Source organism: Roseburia sp. TF10-5, assembly GCF_003462365.1.
GTDB classification, from domain to species: Bacteria; Bacillota; Clostridia; order Lachnospirales; family Lachnospiraceae; genus Roseburia; species Roseburia faecis.
Map to the genome: position 1 here is coordinate 13650 of NZ_QTYW01000027.1, position 18353 is coordinate 32002.

At 41.5% G+C, this 18353-nt stretch carries 12 protein-coding genes; 10 read left to right on the forward strand and 2 right to left on the reverse strand.

Features of this window, described 5'->3' with window-relative positions; translation table 11 throughout:
• The first annotated feature begins 35 nt into the window (after positions 1-35).
• The 3 genes from DXD06_RS16040 to DXD06_RS17625 all read left to right on the forward strand — a co-directional run bounded on the left by DXD06_RS16040 (position 36) and on the right by DXD06_RS17625 (position 3211).
• Entirely contained in the window at positions 36-1379 is a 1344-nt protein-coding gene (locus tag DXD06_RS16040; RefSeq protein WP_055067529.1) for an MATE family efflux transporter, read from the forward strand.
• A 369-nt stretch (positions 1380-1748) separates the two neighbouring features.
• Positions 1749-3002: an ATP-binding protein gene (locus DXD06_RS16050; RefSeq protein WP_055067530.1), complete on the forward strand. Its 1254-nt coding sequence runs from the start codon at positions 1749-1751 to the stop codon at positions 3000-3002.
• A gap of 5 nt (positions 3003-3007) precedes the next feature.
• Positions 3008-3211 (forward strand): hypothetical protein, encoded by a 204-nt coding sequence (locus DXD06_RS17625; protein WP_243001155.1) that lies wholly within the window; start codon positions 3008-3010, stop codon positions 3209-3211.
• Between the two features lie 16 nt (positions 3212-3227).
• Here the strand turns inward: DXD06_RS17625 and DXD06_RS16060 are convergent, their stop codons facing one another.
• The gene (locus DXD06_RS16060) at positions 3228-4070 is read right to left on the reverse strand and encodes a helix-turn-helix transcriptional regulator (protein ID WP_117833097.1); all 843 of its coding nucleotides are present in this window, start codon (positions 4068-4070) and stop codon (positions 3228-3230) included.
• 192 nt (positions 4071-4262) lie between these two features.
• Between DXD06_RS16060 and DXD06_RS16065 the strand changes: the two genes are divergently transcribed.
• The 3 genes from DXD06_RS16065 (at position 4263) to DXD06_RS16075 (ending at position 9834) form a co-directional block, all read left to right on the forward strand.
• Positions 4263-5819, forward strand: coding sequence for a GH39 family glycosyl hydrolase (locus DXD06_RS16065; protein ID WP_117833098.1), 1557 nt, complete (start codon positions 4263-4265; stop codon positions 5817-5819).
• 68 nt (positions 5820-5887) lie between these two features.
• The gene (locus DXD06_RS16070; protein WP_117833099.1) at positions 5888-7285 is read left to right on the forward strand and encodes a family 43 glycosylhydrolase; all 1398 of its coding nucleotides are present in this window, start codon (positions 5888-5890) and stop codon (positions 7283-7285) included.
• 62 nt (positions 7286-7347) lie between these two features.
• Complete coding sequence (locus DXD06_RS16075; protein WP_117833100.1) at positions 7348-9834, forward strand: alpha-L-arabinofuranosidase C-terminal domain-containing protein; 2487 nt, start codon at positions 7348-7350, stop codon at positions 9832-9834.
• Between the two features lie 200 nt (positions 9835-10034).
• On the opposite strand, the gene DXD06_RS16080 is transcribed toward DXD06_RS16075, so the two are convergent.
• Positions 10035-11183 (reverse strand): SLC13 family permease, encoded by a 1149-nt coding sequence (locus tag DXD06_RS16080; RefSeq protein WP_117833101.1) that lies wholly within the window; start codon positions 11181-11183, stop codon positions 10035-10037.
• Between the two features lie 318 nt (positions 11184-11501).
• Here DXD06_RS16080 and DXD06_RS16085 point away from each other — a divergent pair, with 318 nt between their 5' ends.
• From DXD06_RS16085 to DXD06_RS16100, 4 genes are all read left to right on the forward strand, one after another.
• Positions 11502-13220, forward strand: coding sequence for a HAMP domain-containing methyl-accepting chemotaxis protein (locus tag DXD06_RS16085; protein WP_117833102.1), 1719 nt, complete (start codon positions 11502-11504; stop codon positions 13218-13220).
• A 46-nt stretch (positions 13221-13266) separates the two neighbouring features.
• A complete protein-coding gene (locus DXD06_RS16090) occupies positions 13267-14958 on the forward strand; it encodes an EAL domain-containing protein (protein WP_117833103.1) in 1692 nt (563 codons plus the stop codon).
• 113 nt (positions 14959-15071) lie between these two features.
• On the forward strand, positions 15072-16301 hold the full coding sequence (locus DXD06_RS16095) for an HD-GYP domain-containing protein (protein WP_117833104.1): 1230 nt from the start codon (positions 15072-15074) through the stop codon (positions 16299-16301).
• 282 nt (positions 16302-16583) lie between these two features.
• A complete protein-coding gene (locus tag DXD06_RS16100; RefSeq protein ID WP_117833105.1) occupies positions 16584-18296 on the forward strand; it encodes a methyl-accepting chemotaxis protein in 1713 nt (570 codons plus the stop codon).
• Positions 18297-18353: the final 57 nt, after the last annotated feature.

Sequence of the window (18353 nt, forward strand, 5' to 3'; positions counted from 1 at the left end):
CAAAGAACACAGGAAAGTGAAGCGTAATTTTAACTATGAAAAAGAGTCTGAGAATGACAGAGGGAAGTATCTCCCAAAAGATCATTTTTTTTGCAATTCCATTGTTTCTGGGAAATCTGTTCCAGCAATTGTATAATACTGCTGATTCCCTGATCGTAGGAAATTTTCTAGGAAGTAATGCACTGGCGGCAGTCAGTTCATCTGGAAATCTGATTTTTCTGATGGTAGGTTTTATTAACGGCATTGCCATGGGTGCAGGTGTTGTTATTGCACGATATTACGGAGCCAAAAAAAGAGACTGCCTGAAAAAGGCAATCCATACAACGGTTGCATTTGGACTTGTGGCCGGTGCTGTGCTGACAGTTTTGGGAATGTTTCTGGCACCAAAGATCCTGGTATTGATGGGAACTCCTGCGGACGTGCTCCCGGAATCTATTGTGTATTTCCGTACATATTTTGCAGGGTCTATGGGTGTTGTCATGTACAATATCTTTGTTGGAGTTCTGCAGTCGGTCGGTGATGGACGCCATCCTCTGATATATCTGATTATTTCTTCCTGTGTCAATGTCGTTCTGGATATTTTCTTTATCGCAGGTCTTGGCATGGGAGTCGGATCAGCAGCACTTGCAACCGCAATTTCACAGTTTGTCAGTGCACTGCTCTGTATGGTTCATCTGCTGCGTGTGGAAGAAGAATATCGTCTGGAATTGCGAGAGATTCGTTTTGACAGTTCTATGCTGAAGCAGATCATCCAGAATGGTGTACCATCCGGTTTTCAGAATTCAGTGATCGCGATCGCGAACGTCTTTGTACAGTCAAATATAAATGCATTTGGAAAAATGGCGATGGCAGGATGTGGTTCCTACTCCAAGATAGAGGGATTCGCCTTTTTGCCGGTGACCTGTTTTACAATGGCTCTGACAACCTTTGTCAGTCAGAATCTGGGTGCAAAACAGTATGACCGGGCGAAAAAGGGAGCAAGATTTGGAGTTCTCTGCTCGATTACTATTGCAGAGTTGATCGGTATTATCATATATGTGGCAGCACCGGTACTGATCACAGCGTTTAACAGAGATCCTGATGTTGTACATTATGGAGTCATGCAGTCCAGAACAATTGCGTTATTTTATTGTCTGCTGGCGTTTTCTCATTGCATCGCAGCAATACTTCGTGGATCAGGTAACGCATCCGTTCCGATGATCGTTATGCTCTGTGACTGGTGTTTGTTTCGCGTAAGCTACATTACTGTGGCAGTTCGTATTCTCCCGGATATACGAGTGATTTTCTGGGCATACCCATTGACTTGGGGTATCAGCTCCGTGATTTTTCTGTATCTGTTCTTACGTGGAAAATGGGTTTACGGATTCGAGAAATCCTAATCGCTATACCGAATAATCGCACAAAATTTTCTTTACATTTTCGATTTTTACAGGCTTTGCAAGGTGAGCATTCATTCCCGCTGCCAGACACTTTTCTTTACTATATCTGGTGCGGGAGCAAGTTTAAACAGCAATCAGACCTTTTACAATCGCCATTCCAAGTCCAATTTTTTCCTTTTCGAATTCATCACTTGACATTGTATCAAATACTACCTGCTTTTCTATGAAAAGATAGTTAATTGGTTATCAACTGCATAGAAATGTGAAAATACACATAAAATAGTAATGGATATTGATTAAATAAATCCTAGATGATACAATTCAATTACTAAAAAGTGTGTAAATTTACAAAAACAAGGAGTTGAGCTCATGGAGATTAAAAGAGATGCATACCTTGAACAGTTAAAGATAAGAAAAGATAATGGGATGATAAAGATTATCACGGGAATCAGGAGATGTGGGAAATCATTCCTGTTATTTGTATTGTTTAAGAAATATTTATTGGAGAGTGGTGTAGATAATGACCATATCATTGAGATTGCTTTGGATGGCATTGAAAATGAGGAGCTGAGAGATCCAAAGAAGTGTTACCAGCATATTAAAGAGCGGGTGGAAGATGACCAGAAATATTATCTGCTTTTGGACGAAGTACAATTTATGTCACGATTTGAGGAAGTGCTGAATAGCCTGCTTCGAATCAGCAATATTGATGTATATGTGACTGGAAGTAACTCTAAGTTTTTATCCAGCGATATTGTAACTGAATTTAGAGGCAGAGGAGATGAGATAAGAATATATCCGTTGTCTTTCGCAGAGTTCTATGCGGCTTTCGATGGAGATTATGATGATGCTTGGGAGGAATATATGATATATGGTGGTTTACCACAGGTGCTACAGTTTTCTGTGGAACGCCAAAAGGCTGAGTATCTAAAAAACATTTTCACAAATGTTTATATTAAGGATGTTGTAGAACGAAACAAGCTGCGAAATGTTGATGAGATTGATACTTTAGTAGATATCCTTGCTTCTGCGATAGGAGCTCCTACTAACCCAACTAAAATATCAAATACGTTTAAAAGTGAACGAGGCATCAATTACAGCAATAAGACCATATCCAACCATATAGATTATCTTGTGGAGGCATTTTTGATTTCTAAAGCTGACAGATATGATATTAAAGGTAGAAAATATGTGGGAGCAAATCTGAAATACTATTTTTCAGATGTGGGACTTAGAAATGCAAGATTGAATTTTAGACAGCAGGAACCTACTCATATCATGGAAAATATTGTTTACAATGAGCTGCTTATCAGAGGCTATAATGTGGATGTTGGTATTGTAGAGGCGTATGCGAAAAATGATGAAGGAAAAACAACTCGAAAGCAGTTTGAAGTTGATTTTGTGGTCAATCAGGGGAGTCAGAGATATTATATTCAGGTGGCTTATGATATGACCTCTGAGGAAAAGCAGAAGCAGGAATTTAATTCATTTAGAAATATCCCTGATTCGTTTAAAAAGATCGTGGTAGTAAACGGAACAAAAAAGCCATGGAGAAATGAGGAAGGCTTTGTAATCATGGGAATGAAGTATTTTCTGCTTAATGCGGATAGTTTGGAGTTTTAGAAATATTGCTGGGATATCGCCAACGAAAATTAATTATAGATAGTTTACTTGACTTTGCAAGTGAAATTAAGCAAAAAGAGATAGACCGCGTAGTATTCAAAACGGAGCAGCTTCACAGATTTTTCCCTGTCAGTTACACAGCAGAGCAGATGAGGCGTGAAATTTTGGAAATGTTGAAATTAAATATGAACAAATATTGGGATGAATAAAGCAGCTACCGAAACACTATTTCTGGATATTTCGATTAATCTTCTCAAACTCCCTTCCTCCCAGGGTATTGTGGGTGAGAAGTCTTTTGTTGCTTCCCGCTGATGCATTTTTCCGGTATTGTCCAGGGGTACAGCCGATATGCTGACGGAACTGTCTGCAGAAATGCTCTACATTATTATAACCACATTGCTCGGAAATGTCGCGGATGGAGTATTCGCTGTACTCTAATAAATCCTGTGCACGGCGCAGACGTCCTTCGATGACATTGTCCATGCAGGAGGAGCCAAATTGGCGGTGATAGAGAGCCTGAAGATGACTGGGACTTAAGTGAAGCTTCGCAGCCATCATGTTTATATTCCATGGAAGCTGAGGATTATTGTAGATCATCTTATGCAATGCAATCAGCTCATGATCGTGAATACCCGGGGACTCATTCTGGATTCCTTCTCTTAATTTGGAGAACAGAACCCGCAGCAGGTGAGTAATGTTTGCTTCGCTTTCAGAGGAGAAAAAGGCGGACTCCCAGGTTAGTAATTTAAAAAGCTGATGACAGTATTCCGGATCTGTTACGGGAAATGGGGTGTTTGTTAACGGAAACAGCTTCACGAAGGAGTGATCGGAACGAAAACGAATCCAGTCATTCCGGTATTCTTCACCGGCAGCACGGTAATAAATCCTGCTTCCTGGTGTATACAGAATAGCAGAATTGGCGGCTGTCCGCATTAGTCTTCCGTCTATGAGCAGCTCCGAGGGAGAGTCGAAAAGAAGCAGAAGATAGCCTGTAAAGCCATTCGGAACATCATATATAAAATCTGAGGGGTGAACGGCACTGTAGCCGACAAATTCAATTTCAGTCATCTGGAATCTCCGTTCTGATACATCAGAGGATATATCAATTTTCTTATAGTATAAATCATTGGAAACTTTAGATCAATGCGATAGTATCAGATTAATATGGCAATCGTCATCAGAGAGCTGCGGATCGTGCAGCGGTCAGACATCTGATGCGTGACTGCATAGGAACATGATTTAGAAGAAGGAGATACATGCATGGTAAATATGGGTGAAGCAACAGAGAATGACAGAAAAAAGATCGTGATTAGAAAGGATTCAAAGGCCTTTTTTCACAATAATGTAGATTATTGTGTGGGAACCGGAAGAATGGGGCTTGCATTGACAGAAGAATATCAGGAGGAGCTGCGCTTGGTTCAAAAGGAAATCGGATTTAAGCATATCCGGGGACATGGATTATTCTGTGGTGATATGGCGATCTTTCAGACCTATGAGGAGGATGGTAAGGTAAGGGTCGAGTACAACTATACTTATCTGGATAGAGTAATGGATGCCTATAAGAAGGTGGGGCTGAGACCTTTTCTTGAACTGGGTTTTATGCCTGAAAAGTTGGCAAGTGGAAGCCAGACTATCTTTTACTGGCAGGGAAATACCACTCCTCCAAAAGATTATGATATGTGGTGTAATATGGTGCGTTCATTGCTGCGGCATCTGATGGGACGCTATGGAGAAGAGGAAGTTATTCAATGGCCCATTGAAGTATGGAACGAGCCCAATCTTTGCGGCTTCTGGGAAAATGCGGATATGCAGGAATATTTTAAGCTGTTCCATAGAACCTTTGATGCCATAAAGGAAGTGAATCCGGGATTCCGTGTAGGAGGCCCTGCTGTTTGTGGAGGAACGGATGAGAAATGGATTCAGGCATTTATGGAATATTGCCATGAGAATCACATACCTGTGGATTTCGTAACCAGACATCATTACACCATTGATCCGCCGGAATGTATTGGACATTATGCATATTCTGAACTGATGAAGGCAGAGGACGGCTTTGCCAATTTAAAAACAACCAGAGATATTATTGACAGTTTCCCGGAATATAAGGGTCTGCAGATTCATATCACGGAGTTCAACAGCTCCTATACTCCTCAGGGCGTCATTCATGATACAAACCTGAATGCGGCCCTTATAGCACAGCAGCTTTCCAGATTGGGAGATGTGAATGAATCCTATTCCTACTGGACATTTGGTGATGTGTTTGAAGAGCAGGGAGTTCCTTTTACACCATTCCACGGCGGCTTTGGACTGGTTGCCAATGGCTGTATTACCAAGCCGACCTTCTGGACATTTGCTTTTTACAAAAAGCTTGAGGAAAGTGAAGCCAATTGTGTATATAAGGATGACAATATTGTCGTTTTGAAACGTGCAAACGGTGATTATCTAGGTGTAGCCTGGAATATTGCCTGTAAAAGTACAGAACAGGGTAAAGAAAAAATGCTGTTGGAGTTTACATTTCCGGCTGAACAGGAGGAGTATTGCTTCCTGACTAAGACGGTAGATGAGGAAACATGTAATCCCTTGAAGGTATGGCATGATATGGGAGAACCTGCCAATCTGAGTGAGGAACAGACGAAGCTGATTCGGGAATCATCCAGACCTTTTGTAAAAACAGAGCGTAAAAAGCAGGAGGACGGAAATATCTGCGTAGAGCTTCCTGTAAACGAAAACGGTGTGGTTTATTTCGAACTGAATGCCGGAAAGGTGAATCCGGATCGAGGATATGACTATGATCGTGTGGTCAGCTTGAAGGCTTAAACTAGCACCCAGTAATTTGCTTTATGAAACAATGTACATGGATTAGGCTTGCAAAGGAGGATATCAAAGTGAAAAAACAAGCGTTTAACCCATATTTACCGTCCTGGGAGTATATTCCGGACGGAGAACCTTATGTTTTTGGCGATCGCGTATATGTTTACGGATCCCATGATTACTTTAACGGATATGTTTTCTGCATGGGAGACTATGTGTGCTGGTCAGCTCCGGTCGATGACCTGGGCAACTGGAGATATGAGGGGGTGATTTATCCGAAGACAGCCGATCCGCTGAACTCGGAAGGCAAAATGTGTCTGTATGCCCCGGATGTTACGGTGGGACCGGACGGAAGGTACTATCTTTATTACGTGTTGGACAAGGTTTCGGTAGTTTCAGTTGCTGTATGTGATACTCCGGCAGGAAAGTATGAATTTTATGGCTATGTTCATTATGAAGATGGCACACGTCTGGGCGAAAAGGAAGGTGATGAGCCCCAGTTTGACCCGGGGGTTCTGACGGAAGGAGATGTGACATATCTTTATACCGGATTTTGCGGAAAAGGTGATAAATCCCGTACCGGAGCTATGGTTACGGTGTTGGGAGCAGATATGCTGACGATCAGGGAAGCTCCGGTGTTTGTGGCCCCCGGCTGTGAATATGGTGCCGGTACCGGATTTGAGGGACATGAGTTTTTTGAGGCACCTTCCATCCGTAAAGTAGGTGACACCTATTATTTTGTCTATTCATCCATATTAATGCACGAATTATGTTATGCCACCAGCAAGAATCCTACTAGGGACTTTGTCTATGGCGGAGTTATTGTCAGCAATTGTGATCTGCACATCGATACCTACAAGCCGGCAGATATGCCAACAGCTTACGGTGCCAATAATCACGGAAGTATTGTGCAGATCGGAGAGGACTGGTACATTTTTTATCACAGGCATACCAATAATAACTGGTACAGCAGACAGGGATGTGCTGAAAAGCTGCAGATTATGTCGGACGGCAGTATTCCACAGGTAAAAATTACCTCCTGCGGTTTAAATGGAGGTCCGCTTGAGGGTAAAGGCGAATACCCCGCTTATCTTGCATGTAATCTGTTTACCGATACCCCATCAGTTTATGTGGGTGAAGGGAATTTTCCACGAGTAATGCAGGACGGCAGGGATGGAGACGAAGAAGTTGGATATATTGCCAATATTACAGATTCAACTACCATCGGCTTCAAATATTTTGACTGCCATGATATTCGTGAAATCAGTATTTGGATCCGGGGCTATGCAGAGGGCACTTTTGAAGTAAAGACAGCATGGGATGGAGAGGTACTGGCGACATTAGAGGTTCAATATACCAATGTCTGGGAAAAGTATACCGCACCGGTTACGATTCCGGATGGAATACAGGCGCTTTACCTGACCTATCGCGGTAACGGAAATGCTGCATTAAGATCATTTGAGTTATCATAATCTATGTTATTGCATATACAGGCAGTGATCAAAACTCTTGGAATGTAAAAAAGGAGACTACAATGAGCAAGTTAAAGATTAAAACAAAGGAAAGACGATTTGAGACAGCCAGGGATTTATACGGAATCTTTTTTGAAGACATTAACCGTGCCGGAGACGGAGGACTTTATCCGGAAATGCTTCGAAACAGAAGCTTCGAAGATTCCGTTTTACCGGAGGGTTATATACAGCAGGAGGATGGCATTCATGTAAAAACCGTATCCGGATGGCTGGATGAGTTTTGCAACGGAGAAGGCTTATGCCGCTGGGTAAAGGGCAACCATATTCCGGAGACAGAAATACCGGCATGGTATACACACAATGCAAAGATGGAACTGGAACTGACGGATACCCTGAATGAACATCGGGACGCAGCTCTGCGTATGCAGTTTGAAAAGGACGGATCTCTGACGAATACCGGTTACTGCGGTATATCCGTAAAGGCTGGAGAAAGTTACTCTTTGTATTTATTTGCAAAAGCAAAGGAAGAAATAGGACTGGACGTAGCGATCGAATACCAGGGAAAAGTACTGGCTGGAAACAGTCTGGTGGTTTCCGGTCAGGAGTATACAAGATATGACATGAAGCTGACAGCAGCTGAGGATTGTCACGAGGCACAGCTTACTATTTCCTGCAAAGAAGGCGGAGAGGTTCTGCTGGGATTTATTTCACTAATGCCTGACAATACCTACATGGGGCATGGACTCAGAACAGATCTTGTAGAAAAGCTTAAGGGAATGAGTCCAAAGTTTATGCGTTTTCCCGGAGGCTGTATTGTGGAAGGAACGACACCGTCCACAGCGATGAGATTTCGGGATACGGTAGGTCCGGCATGGGAAAGACCCAGTAAGCTGTTTGTATGGCATTACAGAAGTACATTAGGACTTGGCTTTCATGAATATCTGCAGCTTTGCGAGGATCTGGGGATGGAGCCCCTGTATGTATGTAACTGCGGAATGACTTGTCAGGGAAGAAAGAGTGTCCTTCTGGAAGGAGAGGCTCTTGATGAAATGGTACAGGATACACTGGATGCCATTGAATATGCTATCGGCTCTAAGGAAAGCAAATGGGGAAGGCTTCGTGCTTCTATGGGGCATCCGGAACCCTTTAAAATGACCTATCTGGAAATTGGTAATGAAAACTGGGGTCCGGATTATGAAAAGCGATACAACATGATTTATAAGAAGGTAAAGGAACTGTATCCCCAGATTAAAACCATAGCCAATGAGCATGTAGAGAAAAATGGTTGTCCTGCCGAGTGCGTGGATGAACATTTTTACAGTACGACAGAGTTCTTTGCAGAACGTGTAAATTATTATGATGACTACGATCGTAAGGGACCAAAAATCTTTGTAGGAGAGGTGGCTGTAAACGAAGGCAACTATATGGGACAGTTGTATGCGGCTTTGGGAGAAGCGGCTTTCCTTATGGGTATTGAGAAAAATCAGGATATCGTAACATTGGCCTCTTATGCTCCATTATTTGAAAATGTAAATTACAGAGCGTGGTATCCTAATCTGATTCGTTTCAATAATCATCAGAGCCTTGGAATTCCTACTTATTATGTCTGGAAAATGTTCGGTCAAAATCGCGGAGAATATGTGGTGCGATCCGAAGATGAGGGAGGACGTGTTTATCGTCCGAGAACCGGAATGGCATCTTTAAAATCCAATAAGGAACTTCGCTTCAGAAATCCCATTTGGAATGGAGAAGAAGCAAAGATTACTCATGAATTAATGGGACATGTGCAGGATACAGAGGATGGCCGCCTGCTTCAGCTTCCGGATGAGGAGCAGAAAAAGGAATTTCACAGTATTCTGGAATGGGCTGATGAGACCAAGAGCTTTGTGGTATTTGGAGAAGAAGACCAGACTTATGGAAGATTTGAGACCGATATTTTTGTTGAGGAAAATGCTTACTTCGAGTTGGGTATATTCAGTGCCAGGATGGTTCGTTCCTATTATGAGGAGCAGCTCGTGATTACGGCCGGAGTGGAAAAAGAATGGGATGCAGCTCTGGTGCGTCCGTTCCTTTGGAAGTTTAATGGAGGACAATGTTCACTGGAAGAGTTTGGCTATATGCATGACAACAAGCTGACTGAGGACTTTGCTATTTCAGTAAAACCGGGAGAATATCACCGCTTTGGATATGAAACGGACGGAAAACAGATTCGCCTGTATGTTGATGGTGAGCTTCAGAAGGAAATTTCGATTCCCTACGGACCTGCTTTTGTTTCGGTAGTAACTGACACCAAGGACGAAATCATTATTAAGGCGGTTAATTTTGCAGGAGATGTGGATCCGGTTTCCATTACACTGGACTGTCAGGTACAGGGCGACTATACCGTAACACTTCTTAGCGGTGAAAAGGGGGATGAAAACAGCTTTGAAGAGCCGGAGAAGGTGAAGAATATTACCGTGAATATGCATGGCGCTTCCTCAGAGTTCGTATACAAGGCACCGCCATATTCTGTCAGTGTTCTGCGATTGAAGAAGTGCGAAGCGTTTTAGAGGTTGACGCTGAACAGGAGATAAGAGAATAGAAAGACAAATGTTTTTATAAAAAAATGGCAGTTATCGCCATTATACTTTGTATTGGCACCGAAAATATATTTATTTCTCCGCGGCTTTTCTTCCAGGATGGGAGAGTGCCGCGGAGAATTTTTTTGCGAAGAAAGAATTGCCATAGCTTTTATAATTTCGGGAAACCTTTATCTAAGGAAAAAATACAATATTAACATAAATATCATGAATATAATATTGGAGGCTGTGAATATTCCCAAATACTTCCCTCTCAGATTCCTGTTTTCTTTTGCAATATATTTGAAACTTATCAGGCTTGCCATGGATGCAATCAGAGTGCCGAGACCTCCAATATTGGTTCCGACAATTAAAGCCCGGTAATTATCTGTAAAGCCGGATAAAAGAAGCGCAGCGGGAACATTGCTCATAATCTGACTGGCAAGAACAGCAGTAAGTGTTTCCCTTCCTGCCATGATTCTTTCCAGAAAACTGCTGAATTGCGGAATCCTTCCAAGGTTGCCGATAAAAATAAATAATGCGATAAAGGTGGCAAGCAGGGAGTAATCCACCCTGCTTATATTTTCCCTGTTTCTTAGCAGCATATATATAAGAACCAATACAAGAGGAATCTGGTATGGAATGATACGTGCAACAGTGAGCAGGCAGATTGTAAATAAGATCAGGTAAGCGGCCAGGTATTCCATGTTAAGTTCTTTTCTGTCAGAGAATCCCAAAAGAGTTTTATCTTTTTCGGAACCGCATACGTGAGGTGCTTTGGCAGCGGCTACCTGTATCCATATCAGAAGAAGGATAAGTGCTGTGGCGGAATAGGGAAGCATCAGGGTTATTAATTCTGCCGCGGACATCCCTGCTCTGGCATATAGATAAAGGTTCTGCGGATTTCCGATTGGTGTGAGCATGCTTCCGAGATTAGCAGCGATTGTCTGCATGGCTACTATCTTAAGAAGCCAGTAATTGCCCAGTTCCTTTGGTAGTTTATGCACAATGATCAGTGCAAGAGGAACAAAAGTAATCAATGCCACATCATTGGTGATCACCATTGACAGGAAGAAACATAAGAGTACCAACAGCCTGATCACACCCACAATTCCCGATGTTCCCATCAGCAATTTTTTGGCAAGTATATCAAAAACACCAACAGCCTTCAAACCAGCTACAATTGCCATCAAACAGAAGAGGAGCCCGAGAGTCCTGAAATCGATATAAGTAAAATAAGCCTTATCCGGTCTGACCCAGAACATAGAAAGAAGCGCCAGGATCACTGCAATTGACAAAACGGTTTCTTTCCTGAAAAAAACATATAATTTTTGTAACATAATATTTCCTTTCCGGTCTGATACGACCGCGTATAAGTATATCACAGAAACATCCAGAAAAAAAAAGAATCTAAATTTCAAAACACTGAATCTGTATGCATGATGAGAAGGACGTTTTTGACGTCTGCTCTTGACATGCCCGAAATCATGTCGTATATATAGTAAGAGCTGGAAGCTCCAATTTAGCGCTTCCAGCTGAATCATTATCATAGAAGATTATTATTGACAGACTTTTCTTCATAGTCTCTAAATTTTAGTTATGCACATTTTAATGCGCGAAGTTTGAGTCAATAATTTACAAAGGAAGGGAAAACTATTATGGAAAAGATCAAAAAGCGTATAGCTAACTTAAAGGTTGAAGGAAAATTAAAAGTATATCAAATGACAGTGCTTGTTATGACATTATTTTTAGTGTTGGTGGCACTGATCTCGACAGTAGTGATCCGTTCAAATATAGAGAAGATCACGAAGGTCTGGTCTCCGTCATTGGAATATCTGCAGGATTTAGAGACAATGACTGCGAAATACAGAATCAAACAGTATCAGCATCTGGTAGAATCAGATGCAGCAGTCATGAACTCCTGCGAAGAAGAAATCAAGAAGCTGGAGAGTCAGATCCAGGATACCGATGCGAAGCTGGAGGCAATCATGTCTGCAAACAGCAAAGCTCAAAAAGGACAGGACGATTACGAAGTAGCAAACGCTGCATGGGAAAAATACAGGGGTGCTTCAGATGAAATCCTGCAGTTGAGCCGTGAGGGTAAACAGCAGGAAGCATCGAAACTGATGACCGGAGAGGTGTATGAAGACTATAAGTCATTTTCTAAAAAATTAACTATATTATGTGACAAGTTCCAGGTAGAATTAGATCAGGCAAAGACCATGGCTAATGTATGCACTGTAATCATATTTATTGTGATCGTGGCAGCGGGTCTTGCGATTGCTGTAGTGACGACACTGATCGGAAAGATCATTACCAATTCCATTACCGAGCCGGTAAAACAGATAGATGCAGCAGTTGCCAGCCTGCGTAAGGGCGAACTGTCTAATGTAGAAATGCTTACCTATGAGTCTGAGGATGAGTTTGGCGATACCATCAGGAATCTGAAAGAAGCCATGGGTATTCTGGCAGATTATGTCAGCGAGATCTCTGTGGAGGTAAAGGCAATAGCGCAGGGTGACCTGACCAGAAATGGTGATGATATTACAGATTTCCTGGGCGATTTCTCGGAATTGAAGACATCACTGCTGTATATTCTGAAACGGTTTAACAGTACCCTGACCGAGATCAGCAATCTGGCAGAACAGGTATCATCGAATTCATCCGAGGTGGAAAATGCATCAAAATCCCTGGCGGACGGTGCAACAGAGCAGGCAGGAGTCATCGAGGAACTGAATGCCACCATTGACACGGTTGTGGATATGGCTGAAGATACAGCGAAAGAAACGCAGAACGCATCGGCACGTGTAAAAGCCTCTGCAAACAAAGCGAACGAAGAAAAAGAAAAGATGAACGAGCTGCTCACGGAAATGGAGCACATTACAGAAATCTCCAAGGAGATCGGTAATATTATCACAGATATCGAGGATATTGCTTCCCAGACCAACCTGTTATCCCTGAATGCTTCCATTGAAGCTGCCAGAGCAGGAGAAGCAGGAAAAGGCTTTGCGGTGGTTGCAGATCAGATCGGCAAGCTGGCAGCAGATAGTGCAAAATCTGCTGTAAATACAAGAGATCTGATCGATAAGACCTTAGTGGAAATCGAAAAGGGCAATACGATTACAAGAACAACAGCAGACGCATTCAATCAGATCATTACAGATATGGAGTCCTTTGCAGAGCTTGCAGAGAACACCATGGAGAAAGCCAACTCCCAGGCAGAGTCCTTGGAGCAGATCGGCCAGGGAATTGAACAGCTGTCCGGTGTGGTACAGGGCAATGCCGCATCCTCAGAAGAGAATACCGCGATCAGTATTAATCTGGCAGAGGGAGCAGCCAAGATGCATGACCGCGTGAATATCTTTAAGCTATTCTAGAAAATGGCAGGAATAGAGTGAAGCTGTCGGAAGGAAGGTTCTTGTTGTGATTGATGATATATTTAAAGTGTTTGGAGAGCAGACAGGAGAAATCTTATTTGAGATCATTAAAGATTGTATGGATGATTACCTGTATATATTTGATCTGCAGAATAATACCTTTGAGATTTCACAGTCAGCTGTGGAACGGTTTAATATGTCGAAAAATGTTCTGACAGATGCTGCAAATGAAGTTATGAAGGTAGTATATGAGGAAGACCGCAGGATGCTTGCAAAGCATCTTGCGGATATATGCGAAGGAAGAGAAAATGTACATAATCTTCATTACAGGTGGCTTGATAAAGAAGGTATGCCGGTCTGGATTAACAGCCGTGGTATCGTGATCATTGATCAGCAGGGAAAGGCAGAGTATCTGGTCGGGTGTCTGAATGAGACCGGCAACAAGAGAAGAGCCGATAATGTCACAGGACTGCTTGGCGGTCCGGAATTCCTTGCTTACCTGCGTGGACAAAAAGAACCCATTACCAAGGGATTTTTTATGCATGTAGGAATTGATGATTTTGGAGCGATCAATAGCTCCAGGGGAGCTGATTATGGTAATTATATCCTGAGAAGCGTAGCCGGCTGTATGAAGGAATGCCTTTCAGACAAGCAGAGAATTTACCATCTGGTAGCGGATCAGTATGTGATCGTGGATCTGGAAGCTTCCTCCGCAGAAGACGCTGTGGCACTGAAAGAAAAGATTACAGATAAACTTCGTAATTTCATAGTAGCCGAAAATTATGAAGCTATATTTTCTATTTCTATTGGTGTTATCGATGCAGCAACATTTTGTGAGGGAACCGAAGAATGCCGCAAAAAGTTTGAATTTGCCTTGAAACAGGCAAAAAGCATGGGGAAAAATGGATTTTATATTTTTGACCAGGATGACTATGAGGTCCTTTTACGAAAAGGAAGAATCATAGCAACACTTCGTAATGCTATTGTGAACGATTATGATGGCTTTGAAGTATACTACCAGCCGATCATGGACTGTCAGTCCGAACAGATCATTGGAGCAGAGGCACTGATGCGTTTTTCCATGATAACGGAAGAAGGGCGGGAGTTTGTTTCACCGATGGAGTTTATCCCATTATTGGAAGAGACCGGATTGATCATTCCCGCTGGAAGATATATTTTGAACGAAGCTGCAGCAATGTGCTGTGAAATGCAGAAATATATTCCTGACTTCCGGATGAATGTAAATGTATCCTATGTTCAGATCCTGCAAGGCAATGTGGAGCGGGATATTCTGGATGCAATTCAAAAATATTCATTACAGCCGGAATGCTTATGTGTTGAAATGACAGAAAGCGGATTTATGGATATGACACCTTCGTTCTGTAAATTCCGTAAAACTCTGGACAAGAACGGGATTCCCTTTGTGATCGATGATTTTGGAACAGGATATTCGAATCTTCATTGTATTCGTGATATGAATCCAAGTTACGTGAAAATGGATAGGGATTTTACTGCCAAGGCGATGAACAGTGACAGGGATTATGAATTATATAAAAATATCATCCCCATGGTACATTGTATTAACGTCAGGATATGCGCAGAAGGCATCGAGGAAAAAGAATGGCTTCTGAAAATGAAAGAAATGAAGGTTGATTATCTGCAGGGATATTATTTTGGAAGACCATGCGGAAAAGAACAGTTTCTGCAGCAATATGCCAGTGGCATCAACGTTAAATAAAGAGAGTAAGGCAGACTCAGCTATGTGGGGCTGCCTTATTTTATGGTCTTATCAGAATGAGAAACAACAAATGAAATACAGAAGCATACATATGCTATGGAAGGATTATATTCATGAAAGAAGAACTAAGAATAGATATTGTTGGACTTGCAGGAGCCTGTTCCTATGCTTTGGACTGTATAGAAGCAGAGTTGGTAAAAATCAAAAACAAGCATGGAAAAAGAGTGGCTTATATAAGTGTATGCATGGCTGAATATCTGGCAATTCAAGGTGATGCGTTACAAGATTTAGCTATGTGTGCCTTACTGCATGATAATGCTTTGACACAATATATTACGGAAGAGCTGGAAAGGAATTATGTTATTGACATCAAAAAAGATTTGTCCGTAAGAAAAACGAATCTTCATTGTATTTATGGTGAAAAAAATATTACTAAACTTCCTTTTAAAACAGATGTCTCAAATGTGATTTTGTATCATCATGAACATGCCGATGGAACTGGTCCTTTTCAAAAAAAGTGGAATGAAACCCCATTGCCTGCAAGAATTATTCATCTTGCAGATACCGTTGATATCATAGGAAATAGTATTAAATCTGATGATAATAGATGGGATTTTATATGTCAGTATCTTTCCCAAAAAAAGGATAGTCTATTTGATTCAGAATGTGTTAATGCTTTTCTTCATGTATTCACAAAAGAATCCTATATGTGTTTAAGTGATGATTCTTTTGAAACGAAGCTATGGGAAATTATTCCAAGAGAAAAAATGGTTTTTGATTGGGAAATGTGTAAAAATGTTGCGGATTTCTTTGCAAAGATTGTAGATTATAAATCTTCTTTTACAAGCAGGCATTCTATAGGAGTAGCTGAAAAAGCCTCCCTGCTTGCCAAATATATGGGATATGATTCAATCACGGTACAGAAAATGTATTTGGCTGGTGCACTGCATGATATAGGAAAAATGGCGGTAGGCAATGAAATTCTGGAAAAACCGGATAAGCTTACGGATGATGAATTTTCTACAATGAAAAATCATGCTGGTTATACATACCTTATATTATCGGAGGTTAATGATTTTGAAGAAATACGAGATTGGGCGGCTTTCCATCATGAAAAATTAAATGGAAAAGGGTATCCTTTTGGAAAAACCGCTGATGAATTAAATAAGCAGGAACGTATGATGGCATGTGTTGATATTTATCAGGCTCTTACGGAAGACAGACCTTATAAAAAGGGATTGTCCCATGAAAAAACATGTGATATCCTTGATGACATGGCACATAAAGATTTTATTGATTCAGATATTTCAAAGACAATTAGAGAATGTTTTGGAAGAACCTGATGCCATATATGAAAACAGAGGGTGTTTCAGACAATAGTATTTTCAGTTATGTACTAGTATGACTCTTACGAGGGAACCACCGGCACGACATTCCAGATTACATCACGTTCGATCGGAGAGGTAACTGTAGAAAAAATTGGTAAAAGTGCTGTATTTTTCGGGGGGGGGGTACAACATTTTATGTGAAAAATAGAATAATAAAATTGTTCCCGAAATTTATTGACTTTGAGAAAAAAATTTGATATATCAGAATCGAACAAAAGAGAAAGGAAATAGCAAACTATGCCGACAAAGAAAAATATGATGAAAAAGAACTTGGAAAATTTGCATCTGAAGGAAAGGATAAACTATGGCTACAGAAAAGTCATTATTATGATGTTAGTCTCAGGTCTGTTTTCTATTGTGGTTATAGGTATGCTATTTGCCAATACGATGCATTATGTACAAAATGTTACTGTTGCAGACCGGGCGGTGAAAACCTGCAGGATAAATGTTAACTCAGCAGCGAGAAATATCAGGGAAATGGCACTAGAAAATGATGCATCCTCTTATGACGGTTATGAGCAGACGGTAGAAAGACTGCTTGCAGAAGTTAATACCCAACTGAAAAATTTAAAGGACTCCGGAGTTGTTCCGGATGCGGATTATGAAGAATACGCATCTGCCCTTACAGACTGGGGAAACATTGGTTATTCCATCATGAAAGAAATCAAAAGCGGTGACAAGGATAAGGCAGTTGATTCAATTCTGAATGATTGTACCCCGGCATTAAATAAAGCCGTAAAAATTGCAACAAGATTAGATGAAATGACCGATGAGGTAAGCAGCCAGGCAGTCAGAATTACGGTTATTTCTGCAGTGGCAGGAATTGTGTGTATTATTATTTGTCTGGTTTTGGCATGGAAACTGACAATAAAAACAGGCAAAAAAGTACTTGAGTCAATTTTAGTACCATTACATGAAGTGGAAGCCGTTGCAAAGGAATTAACAGATGGAAACCTGCACAGCACGCTGGATTACCGTTCAGATGATGAGATTGGAAGACTGGCACACAGTATGCGTAAATCCATCCGTATTCTGGGAAGCTATGTAGATGATATTGGACGTGCAATGAAGATGTTTGCAGAAGGAAATTTTGATGTGCAGCCGGAAGTAGAGTGGAAAGGGGATTTCGTTGGAATTTTAAACTCCTTTATGTTGTTTGAAGAAAGCATGGCAGAGACAATAAAGGGAATCCAGCATGTTTCAGATGAAGTTTCGGGTGCCGCAGATCAGGTAGCATCAAGCTCCAATGACCTTGCGGATGGAGCAACAAATCAGGCAGCAGTTGTAGAAGAACTGACCGCAACAGTCGCAGGTGTTTCTGAACAGGTAGGAAAAAATTCACAATCCGCAAAAGAAATCAGTGGAAGAGTAGACGAACTTGGAAATGCCATTCTGGAAAGCAATGGTAAAATGAGGGATATGGTTGATTCCATGAATGAGATCAATGGGGCATCAAAAGAGATTGACAAGATCATTGCAACAATCAATGAAATTGCGTCCCAGACGAATCTGCTTGCATTGAATGCTTCCATTGAGGCTGCAAGAGCAGGGGAGGCAGGAAAGGGATTTGCAGTGGTAGCGAATCAGGTCAATGTGCTGGCAGACCAGAGTGCCCAGGCAGCAAAGGAATCCGCAACATTGATTGAAACCTCTGTGAAAGCCGTGGAAAAAGGTATGGTGATTGCAGGGCAGACGGCATCACAATTGCAGGAGGTCGCTGAGAATTCCCAGATCATTACAAAAGAAGTCACAAATATTGCAGAAACGTTAGAGACACAGACAACAGAAATCCAACAGATTAATGATGGAATTGAACAGATCAATGATGTCGTACAGACGAATTCGGCAACATCTGAAGAATGTGCAGCAGCTAGTCAGGAGATGAGCAGTGAAGCGGAAAATCTGCGTGAAATGATCCAGAAATTTAAAGTTGCAGAAAATAAAAATTAAAAACGGCTGACTTGAAAAAGTAAATTCCAGTGCAAGAGTAAATTCCATCGGCTTTTA